This window comes from uncultured Algibacter sp. (assembly GCF_947487605.1).
GTDB lineage: Bacteria > Bacteroidota > Bacteroidia > Flavobacteriales > Flavobacteriaceae > Algibacter_D.
The window spans coordinates 1-263 of sequence record NZ_CANKXK010000082.1; the positions used below are offsets into that span (position 1 = coordinate 1).

1 rRNA gene is annotated in these 263 nt (G+C 48.7%); it reads right to left on the reverse strand.

The annotated features are described in order from the left end of the window. Positions 1 to 263, reverse strand: a 23S ribosomal RNA gene (locus Q0739_RS15020); the annotation flags it as partial.

A 263-nucleotide genomic window follows, 5' to 3' on the forward strand; every position in this document is an offset into this window, starting at 1 on the left:
CCGTCACTTTTAGTGAGAGCAGGTACAGGAATATTAACCTGTTGTCCATCCACTACCCCTTTCGGGTTCGCGTTAGGCCCCGACTAACCCTCAGCTGATTAGCATAGCTGAGGAAACCTTAGTCTTTCGGCGTGCGGGTTTCTCGCCCGCATTATCGTTACTTATGCCTACATTTTCTTTTGTAGATTCTCCAGCCAACCTCACAGTCAACCTTCGACGACACTACAATGCTCCCCTACCGATATTTCTATCCCATAGCTTCG